Source organism: Paenibacillus sp. FSL H3-0457 (genome assembly GCF_037981725.1).
GTDB lineage: Bacteria > Bacillota > Bacilli > Paenibacillales > Paenibacillaceae > Paenibacillus > Paenibacillus amylolyticus.
The window spans coordinates 2,273,213-2,289,669 of sequence record NZ_CP150283.1; the positions used below are offsets into that span (position 1 = coordinate 2,273,213).

17 protein-coding genes are annotated in these 16,457 nt (G+C 46.2%); 10 read left to right on the forward strand and 7 right to left on the reverse strand.

Annotated elements, in window-relative coordinates; all coding sequences use genetic code 11:
- Nucleotides 1-111 precede the first annotated feature (111 nt).
- The 6 genes from MHH25_RS10240 to MHH25_RS10265 all read left to right on the forward strand — a co-directional run bounded on the left by MHH25_RS10240 (nucleotide 112) and on the right by MHH25_RS10265 (nucleotide 4,101).
- The gene (locus tag MHH25_RS10240) at nucleotides 112-489 is read left to right on the forward strand and encodes a YtxH domain-containing protein (RefSeq protein ID WP_017689426.1); all 378 of its coding nucleotides are present in this window, start codon (nucleotides 112-114) and stop codon (nucleotides 487-489) included.
- Nucleotides 490-709: 220 nt separating this feature from the next.
- A complete protein-coding gene (gene racE / locus MHH25_RS10245) occupies nucleotides 710-1,519 on the forward strand; it encodes a glutamate racemase (protein WP_036610949.1) in 810 nt (269 codons plus the stop codon).
- A 234-nt stretch (nucleotides 1,520-1,753) separates the two neighbouring features.
- Nucleotides 1,754-2,959 carry a M14 family metallopeptidase gene (locus tag MHH25_RS10250; RefSeq protein ID WP_340020483.1) on the forward strand — a complete coding sequence of 402 codons (1,206 nt, stop codon included), beginning with the start codon at nucleotides 1,754-1,756 and terminating at the stop codon, nucleotides 2,957-2,959.
- A 196-nt stretch (nucleotides 2,960-3,155) separates the two neighbouring features.
- Nucleotides 3,156-3,413: a hypothetical protein gene (locus MHH25_RS10255; protein ID WP_036670081.1), complete on the forward strand. Its 258-nt coding sequence runs from the start codon at nucleotides 3,156-3,158 to the stop codon at nucleotides 3,411-3,413.
- Nucleotides 3,414-3,555: 142 nt separating this feature from the next.
- Nucleotides 3,556-3,858 (forward strand): heme biosynthesis protein HemY, encoded by a 303-nt coding sequence (locus MHH25_RS10260; RefSeq protein WP_017689422.1) that lies wholly within the window; start codon nucleotides 3,556-3,558, stop codon nucleotides 3,856-3,858.
- 21 nt (nucleotides 3,859-3,879) lie between these two features.
- A complete protein-coding gene (locus tag MHH25_RS10265; RefSeq protein ID WP_017689421.1) occupies nucleotides 3,880-4,101 on the forward strand; it encodes a DUF1450 domain-containing protein in 222 nt (73 codons plus the stop codon).
- 97 nt (nucleotides 4,102-4,198) lie between these two features.
- Here the strand turns inward: MHH25_RS10265 and MHH25_RS10270 are convergent, their stop codons facing one another.
- Nucleotides 4,199-4,597, reverse strand: coding sequence for a hypothetical protein (locus tag MHH25_RS10270; protein ID WP_340019933.1), 399 nt, complete (start codon nucleotides 4,595-4,597; stop codon nucleotides 4,199-4,201).
- A 149-nt stretch (nucleotides 4,598-4,746) separates the two neighbouring features.
- Between MHH25_RS10270 and MHH25_RS10275 the strand changes: the two genes are divergently transcribed.
- Together MHH25_RS10275 and MHH25_RS10280 are read left to right on the forward strand one after the other, a co-directional pair.
- A complete protein-coding gene (locus MHH25_RS10275) occupies nucleotides 4,747-5,028 on the forward strand; it encodes a hypothetical protein (RefSeq protein ID WP_076326962.1) in 282 nt (93 codons plus the stop codon).
- Between the two features lie 173 nt (nucleotides 5,029-5,201).
- A complete protein-coding gene (locus MHH25_RS10280; protein WP_036670089.1) occupies nucleotides 5,202-6,032 on the forward strand; it encodes an aldo/keto reductase in 831 nt (276 codons plus the stop codon).
- A 298-nt stretch (nucleotides 6,033-6,330) separates the two neighbouring features.
- On the opposite strand, the gene MHH25_RS10285 is transcribed toward MHH25_RS10280, so the two are convergent.
- The 4 genes from MHH25_RS10285 to MHH25_RS10300 form a co-directional block, all read right to left on the reverse strand.
- Nucleotides 6,331-7,056, reverse strand: coding sequence for a DsbA family oxidoreductase (locus MHH25_RS10285; protein WP_340019935.1), 726 nt, complete (start codon nucleotides 7,054-7,056; stop codon nucleotides 6,331-6,333).
- An 82-nt stretch (nucleotides 7,057-7,138) separates the two neighbouring features.
- Nucleotides 7,139-7,567, reverse strand: coding sequence for a cytidine deaminase (locus tag MHH25_RS10290; RefSeq protein WP_127543979.1), 429 nt, complete (start codon nucleotides 7,565-7,567; stop codon nucleotides 7,139-7,141).
- A 75-nt stretch (nucleotides 7,568-7,642) separates the two neighbouring features.
- Nucleotides 7,643-9,643, reverse strand: a complete 2,001-nt coding sequence (locus MHH25_RS10295) for an LTA synthase family protein (protein ID WP_340019936.1) — start codon at nucleotides 9,641-9,643, stop codon at nucleotides 7,643-7,645.
- Between the two features lie 214 nt (nucleotides 9,644-9,857).
- Nucleotides 9,858-11,012, reverse strand: a complete 1,155-nt coding sequence (locus MHH25_RS10300; protein WP_036609715.1) for a class I SAM-dependent RNA methyltransferase — start codon at nucleotides 11,010-11,012, stop codon at nucleotides 9,858-9,860.
- A gap of 239 nt (nucleotides 11,013-11,251) precedes the next feature.
- Here MHH25_RS10300 and MHH25_RS10305 point away from each other — a divergent pair, with 239 nt between their 5' ends.
- Nucleotides 11,252-11,884, forward strand: coding sequence for an O-methyltransferase (locus tag MHH25_RS10305; RefSeq protein WP_340019937.1), 633 nt, complete (start codon nucleotides 11,252-11,254; stop codon nucleotides 11,882-11,884).
- Nucleotides 11,885-12,068: 184 nt separating this feature from the next.
- Here the strand turns inward: MHH25_RS10305 and MHH25_RS10310 are convergent, their stop codons facing one another.
- Nucleotides 12,069-13,280 carry an asparaginase gene (locus MHH25_RS10310; RefSeq protein WP_047842361.1) on the reverse strand — a complete coding sequence of 404 codons (1,212 nt, stop codon included), beginning with the start codon at nucleotides 13,278-13,280 and terminating at the stop codon, nucleotides 12,069-12,071.
- 486 nt (nucleotides 13,281-13,766) lie between these two features.
- Between MHH25_RS10310 and MHH25_RS10315 the strand changes: the two genes are divergently transcribed.
- On the forward strand, nucleotides 13,767-14,969 hold the full coding sequence (locus tag MHH25_RS10315; RefSeq protein ID WP_340019938.1) for a cytochrome P450: 1,203 nt from the start codon (nucleotides 13,767-13,769) through the stop codon (nucleotides 14,967-14,969).
- Nucleotides 14,970-15,075: 106 nt separating this feature from the next.
- On the opposite strand, the gene MHH25_RS10320 is transcribed toward MHH25_RS10315, so the two are convergent.
- Nucleotides 15,076-16,287: an MFS transporter gene (locus MHH25_RS10320; RefSeq protein WP_036670103.1), complete on the reverse strand. Its 1,212-nt coding sequence runs from the start codon at nucleotides 16,285-16,287 to the stop codon at nucleotides 15,076-15,078.
- Nucleotides 16,288-16,457 lie beyond the last annotated feature (170 nt).

Genomic DNA, 16,457 nt, shown 5'->3' on the forward strand with positions numbered 1-16,457 from the left:
GCCTGTGCTGCTTATAATGCATCAACAGAGTAGGCATTCGCCCGGATGGCTGAGCGACAGACCGTTGCTTCTGATCCGGTACTTAAACAATAGTAAAGGGAGAGATGTGACGTGAAGGATTCTAACAAAAGTTTGTTGTGGGGAGCTCTTATTGGCTCCGTGGTTGGTTCAGTAACGGCATTATTGCTGGCACCGAAATCAGGGCGTGAACTTCGTCAGGATATTACAGAAGGTGCTCGTCAGGTATCGGAGAAAGGTCAGGAACTGGCTGGTATCGTGGGAGAACAAAGTTCGCAGATTGTATCCAAAGTTAAAGAGACCGCAGATGTTGTGATTCAGGATATTCAATCCTGGCGTAATTGCGCTGAAGGGAAAGAAATTCGCATCTCGGCAGCCATTGTGGATAACGATATCGATAAAACAGTGGATGAACCCGGAATTGACATCGTAGCGAAGCTTCCTGCGGATGAGTCCAAGGACGACAACTAAGCAAAGCTTAGGATAAGCAGGCTTTCCTCAATTAGAGGAGAGCCTGCTTTGTTGCGTGTCCACACATAGATGACGTAGCACGTGGATTTAATTTGAACCCTGCGATGAAATCGGGTAAGATGTAGGTACCTTTTTGCCGGAATGTTCATACGGTAGGAAGAAAGCTCTGAGAAACAATCGTTTTGAGAACCAATTCAATGAAGAAGGAAGCGGTGTGTTCGTGCAGCAAGCAATCGCTATATTAGACTCCGGTGTGGGGGGATTGACCGTCGCCAAGGAAGTGATGCGTCAGCTCCCGCGGGAAAAGATCATTTATTTTGGGGATACTGCCCGGACACCGTACGGACCCCGTTCGTCCGAACAAGTAAAACAATTTACGGAACAAATCGTTGATTTCTTGATCCAATTCGATCCGAAGGTTATCGTTATCGCCTGTAACACAGCAACAGCAGCCGCGTTGGAGTATATCCGTGCCAAGGTGAATATGCCTGTCATTGGTGTTATACATCCGGGTGCGCGGGCCGCAATCACAGCGACACGTACAGGACGTATTGGTGTGATTGGTACCACGGGTACAATAGGTAGTGGGGCTTATACATCGGCACTCAAGCAGTTGTCCCCCTATATTGATGTGGTCAGTCAGGCTTGTCCGGCGCTGGTGCCGTTGGTGGAACAAGGTGAATTTCGTTCCGAGCACACGACACATACGGTGGAACAATCATTGGGCGAGATCAAACAACAGCCAATCGATTGTCTTATTCTGGGTTGTACGCATTATCCCTTTCTCATGGACACGATTCAGGAAGTTATGGGACAGGAAGTGAAGTTAATCAGTTCAGCAGATGAAACGGCACGTGAAATCAGTACGATTTTATATGATAAACGAAAGCTGGCCAGTGGGGATGAGACTCCGGTGCATCAATTTTTCTGCACGGGTGACCCGAGAATGTTCCAGAATATCACCCGTCGATGGTTGGGGGAGCAGATCTCCAAGACTCCTGTTGTCTGGCAAGTTACGCAATTATCATAGTTATACTCAAATTATGCATGAATAAGACTTTTAATTAATGTAATTTGGTTGTGGACTATCCCGGAACTGTGAAGTTCCGGGATTTTTTGTCGTCATTATGCATTAACCGGAGATAAACATGATTCTTGTCACATGACGGACAACCTGACCTGCATACATATGTTACAGACACGAAATTGGTCAGAACTGGACAGGAGACCTGTCTTTTCCTGTGGAAAGGAGAACAACATGGATCTGCAGTGGATTATCGTTCAGCGGGGAGATACATTGCCGCGAATTGCGTCAGCACACCATATGACCAAAGAGTTACTTGCTGCACTAAACCCGGAAGTGGCTTCCCAGCCATACTTGCTGGCAGGTCAGATGCTGCGAATTGTCCCCGGGACAGGTCGCAGATACGCTGTACCACCTGGAGAAAGTGTAGGGGAAATTGCAGAGAGATTTGGTCTGGACGAAGAGGTGTTGCGCCAGGCCAATCCCGAAATCACCAATATAACCGACTGGGTTGGTCGCTGTATTCATATTCCGGCTTCGAATGGAAAAACTATTGTAAAGATTCAGGGAGAGTATGGTTATCGAGAATTAATCAGGGATATAGACAAGCTGGAGAATCAATACTCGTTTATTGAAACAGGGTCCATTGGAACAAGTGTCATGGGGAAGTCGCTGCCTTATTTGCGTATTGGGCAAGGGGCGAGACATATCCATGTTAATGCTTCCGTTCATGCGAATGAGTGGTTGACAACAGCAGTTCTGATGAAGTTTATCGAAGAGTATGCCGAGGCGTATAGTTCGCATAGGACATGGCATCAATACCAGACAGAACGCTGGATGCAAGAGACGACACTCTTGGCCGTGCCGATGGTTAATCCGGACGGGGTCGAACTGGTTCAGGAAGGTGTGGTCAATCAGCATCCACATGCACAGCAATTGTTGGCCTGGAATGCCGACAGATCACATTTCACCCATTGGAAGGCCAACATCAGAGGGGTGGATCTGAATGATCAATTTCCAGCCCATTGGGATGAAGAGGCAGCGAGAAGAGGTATGACCTCACCTGGCCCCAGGGATTATGCGGGGACAGCGCCATTGACAGAACCGGAGGCACAGGCGCTTGCGCAGTGGACTCGGCAACACACATTTGATGCGGTTGTATCCCTGCATAGTCAGGGACAGGAGATCTATTGGAACTACCGTGATCTGGAACCTAGAGAGAGTGGACCGCTGTCGCGTAGACTCGCCAAAGCTTCCGGCTACAAGGCGGTGAAGCTCGGTGGCAGTGATGCCGGATACAAGGACTGGTTTATTCAAGATTTCGGTAGACCGGGCTTCACGGTAGAAGTTGGATTGGGTGTTAATCCGCTTCCCGTAGAACAGTTTGATGATATTTGTATAGAAGTGGGAATGTTGCTGGCTGAACTGTTATCCAATGGACAATAAGGCAAGACCCCGAATTACGAAGGTGTGAAACTTAACAGTAGATCATTCGTATAACAGGAACGGACGCTATGAGCGACGTTCCGTTTTTATTATTTTTTATAATGGCATGTTACGTCATTCGTTCTGAATGGTTTTCGAACGGGTAATGATGGATGTGCCTTTTCGGCGACATATATAATTATACGGAGGGATTCAAATGAAGTGGAGAAGACTACTGTCGTTCAAACGATGGACACAAGTTTTCAAAAGGCTCCCCCGGCTGCTCCGGGCTCCGCAGATTCCTTTGGGAGAAAAGCTGTTGTTTATTATTCCGGCGCTGTTGTACTGGGTACTTCCTGACGTAATGCCGTTTATGCCCATCGATGATATCGGGGTCACTTTGATTCTGATGAACTGGTTTGTAAGCCGGGCAGAACGTAAATATCCTGTGCTTCAAGAGGGGACACCTTCTTAATTTGTGCCTAAATGGATAGGTTTAACATTGAATTCGCATCAATGTTATTGCGAAGAGCGGTAACTTTCTTTACAATAGATGCTGTAGTTTAAGAATGCTGAAATTGTTGAAACCTGCAATTACAATATAGGAGATGAAGAGAATGAACTGCAAAATTACGCGTAATGCTGCTAAAGTATTGAAGCTTGAATTGGACAAGCCGGAGAACGAAGGGAAAAACCTGCGCGTTGTCATCACACATGCACATGGTGACCATGCTCACTACGGGCTTGATATCGACACACCAAAAGAAAATGATACGGTTGTATCTACCGATAAAGAGATTGATGTCATTCTTGCAAATGACCAGCCTTTGTTGAACGGTGTTAAAATTGACTACCTCTACTTCCCGGAAGAGGGATTTGTTATTACGAATCCATCCCAAGGTAATCACGGCGACCACTAAGGGCGCGAAGAAGGGGAACTCATGGCTAACGATATCCGCGTATGCGAAAAATGTAATCATGTCCGACTGAAATCGATTGTGCCCAAGTTGCAGAAAATGGCTCCAGACACGGAGATCAAGATTGGGTGCAAATCCTATTGTGGTCCTTGCGCGAAACGTGCATTTGTCTTTATTAATGGTCGGTATATCAGTGCGCCGACAGAAGAAGAAGTGCTCGCCAAAGTCGCAAAGTTTGTGAAGTAGTAGGATATAACAAGGTGAGTGAACGAAAAGTTCAAACATCTGCAAGGAGGGGCTATATGCCTCTCCTTTTTTGCATTTAGGTAGAGTGAAGGATGTTTTAAAAAGCAGATTCCTCTATCATTTCAGTAATTTGAAAGGTGTTTTCTTGAATTTCAATGGCAATGACGGTAGTATCCTTTTTCAGAAAATGTACATGTCCCAGCCGTTCTTCCTCCAATTCGACCCAACCTGTATCCGCTAACTTCTGAAAATAATCCATTGGCGGGTAAAGTCCTTGCTCACCCCCAATATGTTTCAGTTCGTAATTAGCGCCTTTTTTAAGGGTGGGATGATCGGAATAAGCTATGTTTTCAATAAGCTTTGCATTGGTTGGAACAGGAATGTCTGGGTTCATGGATGACGCTGTATATCCTTCTATCTCGTATGTTGCAGGAGCGCAGCCTTGTACCCAAATGAGGAAGGGCAACATACAGAGTGTCATTAATATTTTCTTCAAATGAATTCCTCCCGACTCACATGATTATTTAATAAACGTAGCGTGATCAACTAAAGTTACGATAAAAACTCAAAAGAAGAATAAGGAAGGCTTGTGTTATCCATCCTAAAGGGGTAACAGGAACATGATAATCCCAAGGAGGAATACTCATGCCGAAGCGTTATGATTCCAGTTTGCAAGCCGATACCACCGTATCTCAGGCGCAAAATGCGGTGAACAAGCTTCATTATGCTGTATCTCAGGCCATGTCTCATCCGACGGCACAGACCATTGTACAGGCGGAACGACGTCTGGCACACACGGAGCAGGCGATGCGACAAGCAGAGCTTTCACTCGGAGGGCAAGGTGTTGAGTTGGCAGAGGAAATGTTCATCGAGGAGAAGAGAAGATTGAATTCTATCCAGAGTCAGCACGGTCAAGGGAATATATAACGTTCCTGTCACATCAGAACCCGCAGGGCAGTAATGCTTTGCGGGTTTTTCATATCTTTTGCAAAGACTCTCGATCATGGGTTTACTCCCACAATATGTCGAATGACCGCTTAAAATTCTGTGAGAAGGTTAATAGAACAAGAGCAGGCAAAATTCCATACGGGAGGTACAGAATGACAAAACATATTACAGATTGTACGATTCTGAACAACGGAGTAACGATGCCATGGCTAGGATTTGGAACATATAAAGCAAAAGGTAAGGAAGTACAACAGGCGGTTGAGACCGCTTTGGAGGTTGGATATCGCAGTATTGATACCGCGTCCATCTATGGCAATGAGGAAGAAGTGGGACAAGCTATTGCAAGCAGTGGTGTTGCCCGTAACGAACTGTTTGTGACGACCAAGCTCTGGAACGAGGATCAGGGATTTGATTCAACGTTGAGAGCATTTGAAGCCAGTCAGAAGGCACTTGGACTGAATGTGATTGATCTTTACTTAATTCACTGGCCTGGCAGAGACCAGTATAAGGAGACGTGGAGAGCATTCGAACGTCTATATAGCGAAGGAAGCATTCGTGCGATTGGTGTGAGTAATTTTCAAGTACATCATTTGCAAGATATCATAGATGAAGGTGGCACGGTCCCTGCGGTTAATCAGGTAGAGCTGCATCCGGGTCTGATCCAGCAGGAACTTCAGGATTTCTGCGGGGCGCAGGGAATTCAACTGGAGGCTTGGAGCCCAATTATGAAAGGCAAGCTGAACCAAGAGTCCACCCTCAAAGCGCTGGCTCAGAAATATGGGAAAACGCCAGCACAGATCATTCTGCGCTGGGACATTCAGAATCAGATTGTGACGATTCCGAAGTCGGTTACCCCGGAGCGTATTCGTGAGAATGCGGACATCTTTGACTTTGAATTGACACCGGATGAGTTGAGACAGATTGATGCACTTGATTCCGATAAGCGGACGGGTCCACATCCGGATCAACTGTTCTGGGATTAAGTGGGTAGACGCTAATTGAATATAATTGTTTGATGAACTACTGGTGGTTGTTCCGGTTACGTAATCGTTCTTTTGATCGCTGTTGTCTCCAAATTTTTTTGATTCCTCTTTTCAGAGGATAAAATTTGGATACAAAGGCGCACGCTTCGCTTCTTCAGAATCGATTCCGTCCCCTCCACAGTAACTGTCCATCAAACACAAAAATATACAATGAGCTAGAATGGTGTGTAGTATATAAAAAAAAGCAGCCGGATCGGGAAATATCCCTGATCCGGCTGCTTTTTGTGTGTGAATTGGCTTAATTTTTTTTCGGGACTTCGCATCCGTCATCTGTGCAGATGCCACTGCCGTCTGTTTCTGTTGTGTTGGATTCAACCATGGTGAATGGGGAACGCTCGTCCCATGCTTTTTGAATGGCATCCAGGAACACCTCGTCAGGCTGAGCGCCCGATACGGCGAACTTGCGGTCGAATACAAAGAATGGTACACCGCGGATGCCAAGTTGCTCTCCTTCTGCTTGGTCAGCACGGACATTGTCGGTGAATTGATCACTGGACAGCACTGCCGTAGCTGCATCTCGATCCAAGCCGACTTCTTCTGCTAACTGAGCCAACACTTCAGTGTCGCCGGAGTGTTTACCTTCAATAAACACAGCTTGGAAGATTCGTTCACTCAGTTCAAGCGCTTTGCCTTGTGTATCTGCCCAGTGTGTCAAGCGGTGAGCTGAGAAGGAGTTTGTAGGGATCATGGCATCGATATTGTATTCCAGTCCTGCCGTACGAGCATTGGCATTCATCTGGGCATTCATACCTTTGGCTTGTTCCACGCTCATATTATATTTGGCAGCCAAATATTCCGAATTGGTTTTGCCTGGGTTCAATGCAGCGTTTGGATCAAGCTCGAAGCTTTTGAATTGCAGCTTCACTTCATCACGGTGTGGGAACTGTTCCAGTACATTCTCCAGGCGGCGTTTACCGATATAACAGAAAGGGCACAGAAAATCAGACCATATCTCAATATTCATTTTATTAAAACCTCCATCATCCTTTTAGTTGAAACTAATATGGTTACAATTATAAAGCCACTTTCTATAATTCGCAAGGAGATTACTTTTTATCCCGATATGCCTTGGACCAATGGTAAGGTTGAATCTCATCCAGTCTCTTGAAGACCAGTTGGCCAGAAGGATCGTATACGGCAGCTTTGACTTCTTCGCCCCAGTAAAATAATCGTTCCTGGCATACACCGCAAGGTGTAAGAACCTTAAATTCTGAATGCTCGTCATCACGAGCGATACAGAGGGAGTGGGTGACACGTTCGTTCAATTTGTGGGCTTCCAGATAAGCTCCTGTTTCCATACACAGATGCGTGGCATCGTTGATGACCTCTGGAGCTACGCTAATCAGCAGGGAGCCAGCTTCGGTATAGACGGCACCCGCACCGCCCCATCCCTGAGGATAACGTTGCTTCACAAATTTTGCGGCTGCATCGAACAATTGCTGTTCAATATTGAGTGGTTCAGTGTGTGATGTCATGTAATGCAAGTTCTCCTTTTTAAATCCAATTCAATTCATTTCGTGTATTTGTTTAGCTTGTCATTACGATATTGTTCATTGCGATGTTGCTGTTGAACTGTCTTCCTCTCGAAAGCGCTGAATCAAATCATAAGTAATGACCGTGTCCGAGACATGCAATCGTTTGGTTGCTTCATCATGACTGGGGCGGCAAGCATTGATGTCCGTTTTGTCGCGTGTGGACAGGTCATAACAAGCACCGCTCTCATAGATATAATCATCCGATGGAATATAGAATACAGAACCATCCGAGAATGTGCCATTACGCAGCACAACCGTACGCCCAGACCCGTCATATACGTCGTTACCCATGTGATAATAGGACTGGTCGGATAAGCCTAGCAAATGCAGTACGGAAGGCGTGATGTCCAGTTGTCCCGAAGGTTCGTTGATGGTTCCGGCAGCTGCTCCGTCCGGTAAATGCACGAGCAGGGGGACCTCGTTCATGATCTGTGCCATATCCAGTTCGTTCAGTGAACGTCCCAGGAACTGTTCGTATTGTGATTGTTCCTTAATCGAGTTGTCGTGGTCTCCGTAGAACATAAAAATGGTATTTTCCCATAATCCCCGATTTTTCAGATCCTCGACCATCTTGCCGAGCGCCGAATCCACGTAATGAACGGATTGCAGATAGTTACCAAACATGGTCCCCTGGAACTCGCCTACATCCAGTTGCTGTTTCTCTTTAGGCAGGGCGTATGGATGGTGACTGCTGAGTGTAATGAGGAAGGAATAGAACGGTTCGGTAACCTCACTGCTCATTTTCTCAACGGATTGGCGGAAAAAGGATTCGTCAGACAGGGACCAGCCAAGCGGGTCATCCTGTGCAAAATCATTTTTACTATAAAACTTGTCGTACTTCATGTTCTGATACATCGTATACCGATTCCAGAAGCCACTCTCATAAGCGTGAAATACGTTGGTGCTGTACCCGTTATCCTTCAGGATGGAAGGAAGGGAATCATACGTATGGTCTGCATAGCGTACAAACGCTGATCCAACCGGAAGTGGATGTAGGGAAATGTTTGCGCCAAAATCGGCATCAGACGTTCTGCCCTGACCTGTCTGGTGGTAAAAGTGGCTATAATACTGACTTTCTTTCATCAGTTCATTAAAATGCGGTGTGATCTCCTGACCGCCAATGCTCTGGCCAATCATGAAGTTCATAAAAGCCTCACCCTGGACAATGATCACATTGCTGTCTTTATATTTGCCAAACAAGGCATCATTCTGCGGGGCAGTTCCTTGCCTTTCGGCGAAGAATGCCTTTGCTTGTTCAACATCAGCGGGGTCAGCCTGCGGCCCGGAGCCGATGTGGTCTTTGGCATAGTTGTACAGATCATAACCGTGAAAAGCGAGCAGTCCGGTCACATTATACATGGATACATTCCACCAGTTGTTATCAAACAGGCCTTTGGCCCATGTTTTGCTGTAGAAATAAATCGGGCCGACCGCCAGGCCAAGTCCCAGCACAAGGGCGATGCTGCCAGCCGTGAGACGGCGGCGCAACCGTGCCTTGCCATCGTTATACGAATAACTCCCGTAACCAGTAACAGATCTACTGGAGTACTTCGAACGGTAATTTCTGCTGAACAGTACGATAGCTGCGAATGGAATGACAATAAGCCAGTCGGCAAAGAACCATAGATCGCTTGTGTAGATCAATGTAGCGATGCTGTCACCCAATGCGTCAACTTGTCTCGCCTGCAACAATACCGGGATGGTCAAGAAATCTTGGAAATAGCGATAATACACCATATCGGCGTAGATTAGTGTGGTAAGCAGCAGGTTAAGCACCACGAGAGACACGATCATTCCTCTACGTGGTAGCAACCAGGTCCAGAAGGACAAGAGTAGTAAAGATCCAATAGCAATGACTTTATCCAGCAGTCCCATCGTAATGTTATAAGCGTGAAGATTGTGATGGAGCCACATGAGTTTGAGCAACATGAGCACAAGAAAAATAAGATATAACGTTAATGGATGATTTAAAAGCCCGCTTGGCATGGAGCTGCGCGTAGGCCGAGTGACAACCATATGTATGTCCCCCTTGCTTTTGTTGTTTTGTTATCGGAATGTAAAATAGGGCTCCATCCATTATAGCGTGGCCTCATGTGTTTTCAACTATGCCTCAGGGAGAATTGAATCTTGTCCAGCCGAAGACCGAAGTCGGTGAATTCTTATGACCAGAAAAGCGCACAAAAAAAGCGCCCCGGCCATAGATGGCAGGAGCACTTTAGATTCGAAATAATTATGAAGATTGTGGTGTTTTATTTCGTGGGGGCAGTGGGCCCAAATACTGATAGTACTGGGTTTCAATTCGTCCGTTGAACAACTTGCGACGTTTGTCTGCCTTATGACCGAAATACTCCTCAAAAGCTTTGGTTGACGTGATTGCAAAAAAGGACCATGTTGGCATGTCGAGGTAACTGCGCCCTAATGAGCGGAGCAACTTCTGAACTTCTTTTTCTTCACTCAAACGTTCACCATATGGGGGATTGGTAATGATGACACCATATTCACCCTGTGGTCTAGCGCGATGAGCGGGCAGGACGCTGACTTCAATATCTTTGGCGAACCCAGCACTTTTGATCGCTGCCATAGCAACTTCAATCGCTTCAGGATCAATATCGCTACCTGAAATTTGTAACGGGACATCGTCACGTACAGCATCAAATGCTTCTTCGCGCGCCTGTTCCCATAATTCTTCAGGAATGACAGCCCAATCCTCAGAGTTGAAGGTCCGACGAAGACCTGGTGCAATGTTCCAGCCGATCATAGCGGCTTCGATCAGCATTGTGCCTGATCCACAGCACGGGTCATAGAATGGGCGGGATACATTCCAGCGGCTGAGCTGAATAAGAGCCGCAGCAAGTGTTTCTTTGAGTGGCGCTTCGGTAACGAGTTTACGATAACCCCGTTTATGCAGACCTGGTCCCGTCGTATCTAAAGTAAGCAGGGCGCGATCGTTCAGCAGAATGACCTCAATCACATAACGAGACCCATCCTCTGGGAACCACTCTGTGTCATAAGTCAGCTTCAGTTTCTCTACGATTGCTTTTTTCACGATCCCTTGTGATGCAGGCACACTGCTTAACTGGGATTTTTGAGAACGACCCTCTACAGGAAATTCGCCGTCGGCTGGAATCCACTCTTCCCAAGGCAACGCTTTGGTGCCTTCAAACAATTCGTCAAAAGTCGTGGCAGGGAATTCACCCATTTTCACCAATACACGATCCGAACTTCTCAGCCACAGATTACAACGGCAAATATCAATATAATCTCCTGTAAAGAAAACCCGTCCATTGTCGATCGTAACATCTTCATACCCCAGTTGTTTCAGTTCCCGGGCAACAACAGCCTCGAGTCCCATCGCCGAGGTTGCAATCAATTGCAATTGAGCCATGTGATTCATTTCAACTCCATTTCAAGCTGGAGAAGGGAAATCCTTCTCTCTGCTGTATAGTGACGGCGCGGCCTTGCCGCTTTCCGTGAAAAAACTTACAATGAGAAATGCGGTGAACGTATGCACGCCTCTTTCGAAGTGATGCATCAGTCAACCGCCTGTGTTGATAACAAACATTTATTATAGAACATTGGCATCCATATGGAAAGCAGTCCAAGTGTCCAAGGAGGATTTTAGTGGTGAATCTGACCCCTGATGAATATGTAAATCAATTATTTCAAGAGGATGAGCTTTTGCTGAAAGTGAAAGAGGCCATCCGTTCGAACGGTATGCCGGAAGTTTCGGTTGCGGCGGCATATGGACGATTGCTCACGTTTCTAGCGAAGACATCCAAAGCAGAAGCTGCGCTCGAAATCGGCGTGCTGGGCGGTTACAGTGGGATCTGCATTGCACGCGGATTGCGTGAGAGTGGAACCCTGACGTCTCTGGAGCTGAAAGAGGAATATGCGGCAATGGCGCGTGGTCATCTGGAAGAAGGCGGTTTTGGCGAAACGGTAGAGTACCGCATTGGCCCGGCGGCAGACAGCCTGGAGCAATTGGAGCAGGAAGGTCGCACATTTGATTTTTTCTTTATTGATGCAGATAAGGAGAATTATCCGGTATATCTCGATTATGCCATCAAGCTGGCTCGGCCAGGTGCTGTTATTGTTGGTGATAACTGTTTCCTGCGTGGTCGTACGCTGAATCCGGACAAGCAGGGCCCGGCCGTGCTTGCTGTTCGTCGTTTCAATGAACAGATGGCAAGTGACCCGCGCCTGGTGACGACCATGTTGCCGGATTACGATGGGCTGGTACTTGCCTGGGTGAAGTGAAAGGGAAAATTTCCTAAAGATAAAACTCCGATGGAGCACGATCTCACGCTTTTGTGTTTGTGAGGTGGATCGTGATGCTGTACGGAGTTTTCTAAAAACACACAAAGAAGAGACGACACACCTTGAATCACAGGGAGTATCGTCTCTTTCTTTGTGTTTACAGATATCGTTATAGTAGTTCTATTTATACTTCAGGTGTTCCGTACGTTTCAAACCATTTTTTGATGGTGTCAAAATCATCACTGAAGGACAGGCCCAGCATCAATAATACACGAGCTTGTTGTGGACTCAGGTTGTCGCCTGCAATGATACCTTTGCCACCGCCATATACACTTCCTGAACCCGTTCGAGTGGTGGTCACAAAGATGACACCTTCTTCAATGGCTTTGGTACGAGCTTGTCCCATAGCTCTGGAGATACCGCCAGCTCCGGTACCGGAAGTCACAATTCCTTTGGCACCGCTGCTCACGAATCCTTCAATGGCTCCGCCGCCAGCTTCTTGATACGAGATCGCAATTTCTACTTTGGCCAGATCTGCCTTTGTGATTTTACTTAGATCAAATACGGGCTTTGCTGTGCCTTCAGGTTTCAAGGCACGTGCAGGAGCACGGTAGATTCGGATATTTTCTTCATCAATATATCCTACAGCGCCGAGCATCGGCGTTTCAAACGTATCTGTCCGATAATCATTTGTCTTGGTTACACCGCGAGCAAGCTGGATTGTGTCATTCAACATGAGTACTGTGCCAAATGAAGTGGTACGACCACTGCCTGCAAGTTTGATGGCGTTGTACAGATTGGCTTGAGCGTCAGAACCGATGACGGTCCATGGACGCATGGAGCCTGTGATCACGACAGGTTTGTCACTCTGAACAGTCATATCGAGGAAATAAGCGATTTCTTCCATTGTATCTGTACCCGTGGTAACGACAACACTGTCATACGTTGCTAGAGCTTTGTCTACCGTCTGCGACAAGTCATAGAGGTCGGTCATGCTATAGGAACCTGAACCTGAGTTTCCGAATTGGAGTGTGCTAACATCGGCAATCTTCTGTTTATCCGGTAAGGCGTCTACCATCTCTCCAATGGGAAGTGTACCTGCCTTGTAATTCTGGAAGCTGGTGGCATCCTCGGATTGACCGGCAATCGTTCCGCCAGTTCCAATCACCAATACATTAGGAAGTGCAGATTGTTTGGAAGAGTCTGGTATTGCAGGAATGGAAGTATTGCGAGCCGGAGTAGTAGTTGCTGTCTGAACAGCACCTGTTGTGCCTTTCACCTCTACCGTAGCTGCGTGCGCGGCGTAGGTTCCAATGGGGGACAACGAGATGGTCAATGCTGTTAAAGCTGCGGTACTCCATACGGCCCAGGGACGAAGATTGGATGTTTTACTCATGAATAGCACTCTCCTTCAAGTAAGTGTGATGTTAAGTTTGTTAAGAAGAATATGTATACCATTTCAAATTTATTGTATTTCATGTTAATTAATATGACAAACGTAGATAATGGTAGGGTAATCGGTTACATTCGTAGATAATGAGAGTAAAGTGATTATTTATGAGGAATTACGAAAGAATATTCATTTTGCTAGAGATATATAAGAGCTGGTTTTAGTAATTTTGAAGGAAAATAAACCCTTTTAATGTTAGTTAACATTACATAATGAGTCTTTTGTCCTGATAAAATGAAGAATTTCAATAAAAGAATGTCGAATTGGGACTCATATCAGAAGTAGGTAACAGAATGAGAGGATGATAGTAACGCATATTAGGTAATGGGGATCAATTACGGTCTAAAGAGTGGTTTCGTAATAGAGTTATGTTTATAATAGGGGTGATCACCATATGTAAATAAATATATAATATTGATTGGAGGAGAAACGATGAAACAGGCACCGAGAAAGTATGCAAATTACATTCCGATTCGGGAACTGGAGACTTTGGAAGAGAGGTTATCTCCCTTCAAGGTGTATGCAGAACTTCGTGATAACACTCCAGTCCGCTATGATGAGCATCGAGAATGTTGGGATGTTTTTGGTTATGAAGATGTGAAGTATGTTCTGAAAAATCCGAAACTATTCTCTTCTGCACGTGATCGTGCCAATACGAGCATGTTGACGACAGACCCTCCCAAACACAAACAGCTGCGTGATCTGGTGAACCAGGCGTTTACACCCAAGGCAATTGAAGCATTGGCTCCGCGTATTCAGGAAATCACAGATGAGTTAATTGCTCCACACCTGTCAGAAGGACATATGGAACTTATCGATGACCTTGCAACACCATTGCCCGTCATTGTCATTGCGGAATTGATCGGAGTCCCTGCGACGGATCGTCAAAAGTTCAAAGACTGGTCTGATGTATTGGTGAAAGGCGCGCGTGATGATAGTGAGCAGGCCTTCCAGGAGTTATTGGAGGAGAAAAAAAGAAATATGCAGGAGTTGCATATCTATTTCACTGGCATTATGGAAGAACGTCGGTTGCAGCCAAAAGATGATCTGATCTCATTACTGCTTGCTGCGGAGATTGATGGTCAGCAATTGACTTCAGATGAAGTGGTAGGCTTCTGTATTCTCTTACTTGCTGCCGGTAATGAAACAACAACCAACCTGATTACCAATGCGGTTCGTATTCTGTCTGAACAACCCGAGCTACAACAGGAGTTGCGCGAACATCCTGAGCGGATTACTTCTGCGATTGAAGAGACGTTGAGATATTATCCGCCAATTGTGGCGATTGGGCGGGTCGCCAAGGAAACTGTAGAGTTGAATGGTCAGACGATTCAAGCTGGAGAGCAGGTGATTTCCTGGGTTGGAGCAGCCAATCGGGACAGTGCCCAATTTGAAAACCCGGAAGATTTCATCTCTGATCGCAAGCCGAACAGGCATATGGGCTTTGGTTTTGGCATTCATTTTTGTTTGGGTGCACCACTCGCTCGATTGGAGGCAAGGGTAGTTCTTCATACATTGCTTCAGCACATGGGAAACATTCAGCTTGTGCCAGGAACGGCTCTGCAACCGATACAAAGTGCTTTTGTATTTGGTGTGAAACATTATCCGATAGAATTCAATCTAATAAATAAATGATGAATGGCGCATGAATGACAAAAGCCGCTCTCAGGCCAATTAGGCGCTGGAAGCGGCTTTTTCAAATGAAAAATTAAGATGGACTATTTAAGAAATGGATAGGGAATCAGGATTCCCGAATAGAAGCAGGTTTGTTATACAATTTGAATCGGACCCAAACCATATTAAGTAGCAGCAGTCCGCCAGAGACGATAAACAGACCTTCGATCCCGATGAATCCTGCCATAAATCCTCCAATGATCGCTCCAAGCATGTTGCCCAGCGCCAGAGTACTCGTATTAAAACTGAATGCACGGCTGATCATGCTATCGGATGTATAGGAACGGATTAGGGCATTAACGCTCGGAAGCAAGCCACCCATGAACACACCCATCATGAAACGAACAAGAATGAGCTGCCACACGGTCTGAACAAATGCCTGCGGAATAAGCATGAGTCCTGTTCCTATGAGAGAGAACGTCAGCACCTTGTGAGGACCAATCCGGTCACTCAGCTTCCCGAGAATCGGAGACATCGCCATATTGGATAGTCCCGTAACTGCACCGACAAGTCCTGCCCAGAAGGCCACATTTACATCCGAAGCATGCAATTTTTGCACATACAGCGGCAAGAGTGACATGGGGCTAATCATCGCAAACTGCAACAGAAACGTCACAGCAAACAGTGCGGGCAGTTGAGGTGACTTGTTCAATTCCTTCAGACCGGATAATACGGATTGTGCCGGTAGTTTGGCTGCTTCTTGACGGTCAAACTTCTCTCTCACCAGGAACATGGCGAGCATGGAAGCAACAAAGATCAGTCCACCTGTAATGTAGAAAATGGGGCGGAAGCCTACCGCATCCGCTAACAAGCCACCAATGAGTGGACCCAGGATGGTGCCGGCAACCTGCCCGGACTGACTGATTCCCATGGCGAAACCCATGCGGTCTTTCGGTGTGGTACCCGATATCAGCGCAACAGCTGCAGGGTTGAAACCGGAGATGGTACCGTTAAGCAAACGCAATAAGAGAAGCTGCCAAGGATTCTGTGCCAGACCCATAAGGGCAATTACGATGGCCATCCCGAATCCCGAACGCAGCAGCATTACTTTTCGGCCATACTTGTCTGATAACTTGCCCCAGAGCGGTTGGAACAAAAATGAGGTGAGGAAATTGGCTGCAAAAATAAATCCCGCCCATATGCCAATTTCATGTTCGCCAACAACACCCAGATCTCTTGCGAGATAAAGAGACAAAAATGGGGTAATCATGGTCATGCCCGAATTGACCAAAAATTGTCCGAACCAAAGCACAATGAGGTTTACTTTCCACGTTTTCAAAGTGCTTTCACTTCCTTTCAAAGATATTTCTGTAATTCTCAAAAAAACACCATTCTTTCATTATAACATAATTGGCATATGAGGGATGGGTGTAAGGAATGTCATAGTATTGTCACGTAGAACGCATCTGCATGTGGTTGTTACGGCTGTTTAAAAAGGGCATAATGGTA

Bases quoted from the DNA above. Each gene is read 5' to 3' on its own strand.
- MHH25_RS10255 (WP_036670081.1), top strand. From the start codon at position 3,156: ATGAAGTGGAGAAGACTACTGTCGTTCAAACGATGGACACAAGTTTTC.
- MHH25_RS10260 (WP_017689422.1), top strand. From the start codon at position 3,556: ATGAACTGCAAAATTACGCGTAATGCTGCTAAAGTATTGAAGCTTGAA.
- MHH25_RS10265 (WP_017689421.1), top strand. From the start codon at position 3,880: ATGGCTAACGATATCCGCGTATGCGAAAAATGTAATCATGTCCGACTG.
- MHH25_RS10275 (WP_076326962.1), top strand. From the start codon at position 4,747: ATGCCGAAGCGTTATGATTCCAGTTTGCAAGCCGATACCACCGTATCT.
- MHH25_RS10280 (WP_036670089.1), top strand. From the start codon at position 5,202: ATGACAAAACATATTACAGATTGTACGATTCTGAACAACGGAGTAACG.
- MHH25_RS10285 (WP_340019935.1), bottom strand. From the start codon at position 7,056: ATGAATATTGAGATATGGTCTGATTTTCTGTGCCCTTTCTGTTATATC.
- MHH25_RS10290 (WP_127543979.1), bottom strand. From the start codon at position 7,567: ATGACATCACACACTGAACCACTCAATATTGAACAGCAATTGTTCGAT.
- MHH25_RS10295 (WP_340019936.1), bottom strand. From the start codon at position 9,643: ATGGTTGTCACTCGGCCTACGCGCAGCTCCATGCCAAGCGGGCTTTTA.
- MHH25_RS10300 (WP_036609715.1), bottom strand. From the start codon at position 11,012: ATGGCTCAATTGCAATTGATTGCAACCTCGGCGATGGGACTCGAGGCT.
- MHH25_RS10310 (WP_047842361.1), bottom strand. From the start codon at position 13,280: ATGAGTAAAACATCCAATCTTCGTCCCTGGGCCGTATGGAGTACCGCA.
- MHH25_RS10315 (WP_340019938.1), top strand. From the start codon at position 13,767: ATGAAACAGGCACCGAGAAAGTATGCAAATTACATTCCGATTCGGGAA.